At 58.6% G+C, this 3,390-nt stretch carries 3 protein-coding genes; all 3 read right to left on the reverse strand.

Annotated elements, in window-relative coordinates; all coding sequences use genetic code 11:
* Window positions 1-66: 66 nt before the first annotated feature.
* Window positions 67-2,136, reverse strand: coding sequence for a recombinase family protein (locus ABIE33_RS36055; protein ID WP_429133915.1), 2,070 nt, complete (start codon window positions 2,134-2,136; stop codon window positions 67-69).
* Between the two features lie 292 nt (window positions 2,137-2,428).
* On the reverse strand, window positions 2,429-2,890 hold the full coding sequence (locus ABIE33_RS36060; RefSeq protein WP_429133917.1) for a helix-turn-helix domain-containing protein: 462 nt from the start codon (window positions 2,888-2,890) through the stop codon (window positions 2,429-2,431).
* Between the two features lie 196 nt (window positions 2,891-3,086).
* The coding region (locus ABIE33_RS36065; RefSeq protein ID WP_429133918.1) for a DUF5372 family protein at window positions 3,087-3,390 on the reverse strand (304 nt) is incomplete at its 5' end.

Genomic DNA, 3,390 nt, shown 5'->3' on the forward strand with positions numbered 1-3,390 from the left:
AACGATCTGCATTCATACTGCATCTCTCTTTCGGATTCAGTTGAAGGTTTTGGCTTGGCTGGCATTTTACTGACGCGCGGCGGCGCGATCGACGAGCTGGTTCCATCGACTGCATTGCTTTTGCGGTAAATCCGTCTGCGGAAGCTCGTACAGGTAGTAGTGCCCGTTGTAGGCATGGCTGGCGACGAGGCCGTGTTCAGCCCATCTGGCGAGAGTATGCTCATGGATATTGAGGTGTGCGGCCGCCTCCTTCTTTGTCAACATCCCACGATCCCGGAGTCGGTCATAGCGTGATCTCAGCTTGTATTCGCGAACAAGATAGGTGACGCGTTTGGTTGTGAAGCGTGCGTTGCGCTGGTCACGGCGCGTCACCGAGCCCGGACGGTATCCCTGATTGCAGAGAATCTCGGCGATCTCGGAAAAAATATGATCGTCGAGGAGCTTATCGATCAGCACGATGATGTCGGGATTCGTCTTGACCTGCTGGCTGGGCGATTTTGGGCTGATGGTGACGAGTGTCTGGGTTTTGCCGCCCTTGAAGCGAATATGAGCCTTGGTTGTGCCTCTCTTCGGTAGTTTGAGGAGGGTGACGTCCTCAATGATGTGGGCAAGCAGACGCTTTCGTTCGCGGTTGGGGGTCTCTGAATTGGTCCAGAGTTTTTTGAAGTCCGCCGTCATTGCGACCAACCGCTCGTGGACGGCCTTATCGAGGATGAATTGATCGTGCTCCCGGGCGCGCTCGCGCTCTTCGCGGGCGTTAGCCAAGATGCGGAGCTTCCCGTTCCATTCGCCTTCGAGCGTGTCGGCGACAAGGCGGTTATTGGGATCGACGAGCATGAAACGGCGCTGGGCGAGATCGGCTTCCGTTTGGGCTCGCTCGATCGCGCGACAGCGCAGCCGATCCGCCTCTTCATGCCGCGCTTCGATCTCTTTGCGGACTTCGATTGCCAGTTCGATGGCTGCCGGCGTCATCTGCTCTGCGATCAGCATACCGATGGCTTCGTCGACGGGAGGTGCGGCGATCGCCTGGCATAAGGGTTCACCGCGATTGGTACGGGCGCGATCACAAACGTACCAGGCTTCCTGCCGACCGCGTCGGGCAGCGTAGCGCATGTGAAAATGCCTGCCGCATTGCCCACACACGGCCCGCCCCTGCAGCAGCGCCGGGCCTTCGCGCGGGGGTGATGCGACCCCCGCGTTCCATTTATGGCAGATGTTCGACTTCAGCATCCTCAGGTTCTCCTGATGCTGCTCCCAACTGATGTAGCCGGGATGGGCATCTGGAATACATGCCGTCCAATCATCATTATCTTGTTCACGCACAATCCTCTTGCCATCGATGGTTCGTCGATAGCGACGGCGGCCATAGGCATAGGCTCCGGCGTAACGTGGATTGTGCAGCACGCGCATCGCCGTCGAAGGCGTCAGTGGCCGGAAAACCGTCTGGCTGTCGTGCAAGCGGGAGGGAAAGAGAATGCCTTCCTGCCGAAAGGCCTTGACGGTCTGGGAGGCGGATCCGACGCGAGAGAACGTCTCGAAGAAATGGGCGATCGTCTCTCTGACTTGCATGTCTGGATCAAGCGTCACATTGCCGGAATGGTCATAGACCAGCCCGGTCGGCAGAGGGCAGCGGAACTCGCCGCGCCGGGCCTTGTTGAGGATGCCGCCGCGCAGCCGTGCCTTGATCACATGGAGTTCGGCCTCACTCATTGTTCCCTTTAGGCCGAGCAGGAGCCGGTCGTTGAAGCTTGCCGGGTCATAGACACCGTCCTCGTCTAGGATCAGGGTGTCGGCAAGAGCGCAGATCTCCAGCAGCCGCTGCCAGTCGGCATTGTTGCGCGCCAGACGGGAAACCTCCAGGCCCATGACGATTCCGGCGTGTCCCATGCCGACATCGCTGACCAGCCGTTGAAACCCTTCGCGCCAGACCGCCGATGCGCCGGATTCGCCTTGATCGTTATCAATGACGATAATCTGCTCCTCGCGCCAACCCAGGGCGATAGCGCGACCGCGAAGCGCATATTGGCGCATGGCGCTCTCGGTATTGTCGATGACTTGCCGCATCGAAGATTGACGGATGTAGAGGTAGGCGCTGCGTTCGCGGTGATGAGGCTGGACTTTGAGATGTACATTCATCGTGATCTCCGATCGTTGATGCTCATGGCGATTGTCGCAAGGACGTGAACGACGGCGCTGTGTCCGCGGTGCAGCGGCCAAGCAGTTGACGACGGGTAACTCTGCTCTCGCGGGGTGCTTGCTGTTGCGGTCAACGTCTGAGCCCATCCCCACATGCCCCGGCGCAAAAAGAGCATCAGGCCGCTACGGGCCATAAGCGGCAGCGCTGCGCCGAGAGCAGCCTTGCGCAAGACCTCGTACTGGGACGCGATGGTCGACGGTTGGATCGGGCATGCCGCCGTCGCGGCAAGATTTACCTGCCGCTTTTTTTTAGAACCCGCTCGATCGATCTGGGATGAAGCTCGATGTCGAGTTCCTGGCGGAGCAGCTTGGCAAGTTCCCGAGCGCGAACGGGTTCTCCTGGAGCGAGCTGCGCCTGCAGAAATGCCACGACCTTGTCGTCGATCTTGTGGGGGCCCCGGGGCCCCGGCTTTGTAGGCACCAGTCCGGCAATGCCGGCCATATCGAAGTTCACCTTGGCCTGGTAGTAGGTCGGCCTGGAAACACCGTACTCGTCGGAGGCCTCCGTCACCGACACCTTGTCGATGGAGACGCGCCGCAGCATCTCGTATTTGACCTGGACGGCGTCGTGCGGATCGAAGAACTCGCTGCCCCGAAACTTTGGATCGCGCACCTTCTCGGGGGCGGGATTGAACGTACCCTCTTCGATGAGGACATCGGTCTTTGTGCGCTTGCTGTCGTACTTCGCAGACATTGATGGCTCCGAGGACATGAAGCGGCGTAATAGTAATGTTAATTATGACGCGTTTTGCTGCCTCGTCAAGGCATTCCTCATGGTTTAACATCATAAACTCCCTGTAATTGCGAGAACAACTCCATCAAAATAAGGCCTATGCGGCATAATCCGCTTTACAGTCGCGGCATATTTAGCTTTACACATCTGCCCATCATCATGTTCTGGAAAGGCGCTCCACCAGGGCGGCCAATTCCATTAAGTCGATGACCCGCAAGAGCGACCGTCCGTTGCCCATGACAACTTCAGGATCTGGGCTCACAAGGTCAGTCCATTGCGGGGGAACGGACCAAACGGTGGCATCCTCGGTCTGCAACAGCAAACGTTTGCCCTGCGAGTTAGCTCGCTCGCCGACGCAAGGAAGCTGTTGTCCAAAAAGAGGATGAAACGGGTGCATGACCCGCACTAACTGCTGACCTGCGCTGGCCGGGGCTGCATTCTCTTGTGAGGTACAAGCGGCT

This window comes from Ensifer sp. 4252 (genome assembly GCF_050434565.1).
Classification (GTDB): Bacteria; Pseudomonadota; Alphaproteobacteria; order Rhizobiales; family Rhizobiaceae; genus Ensifer.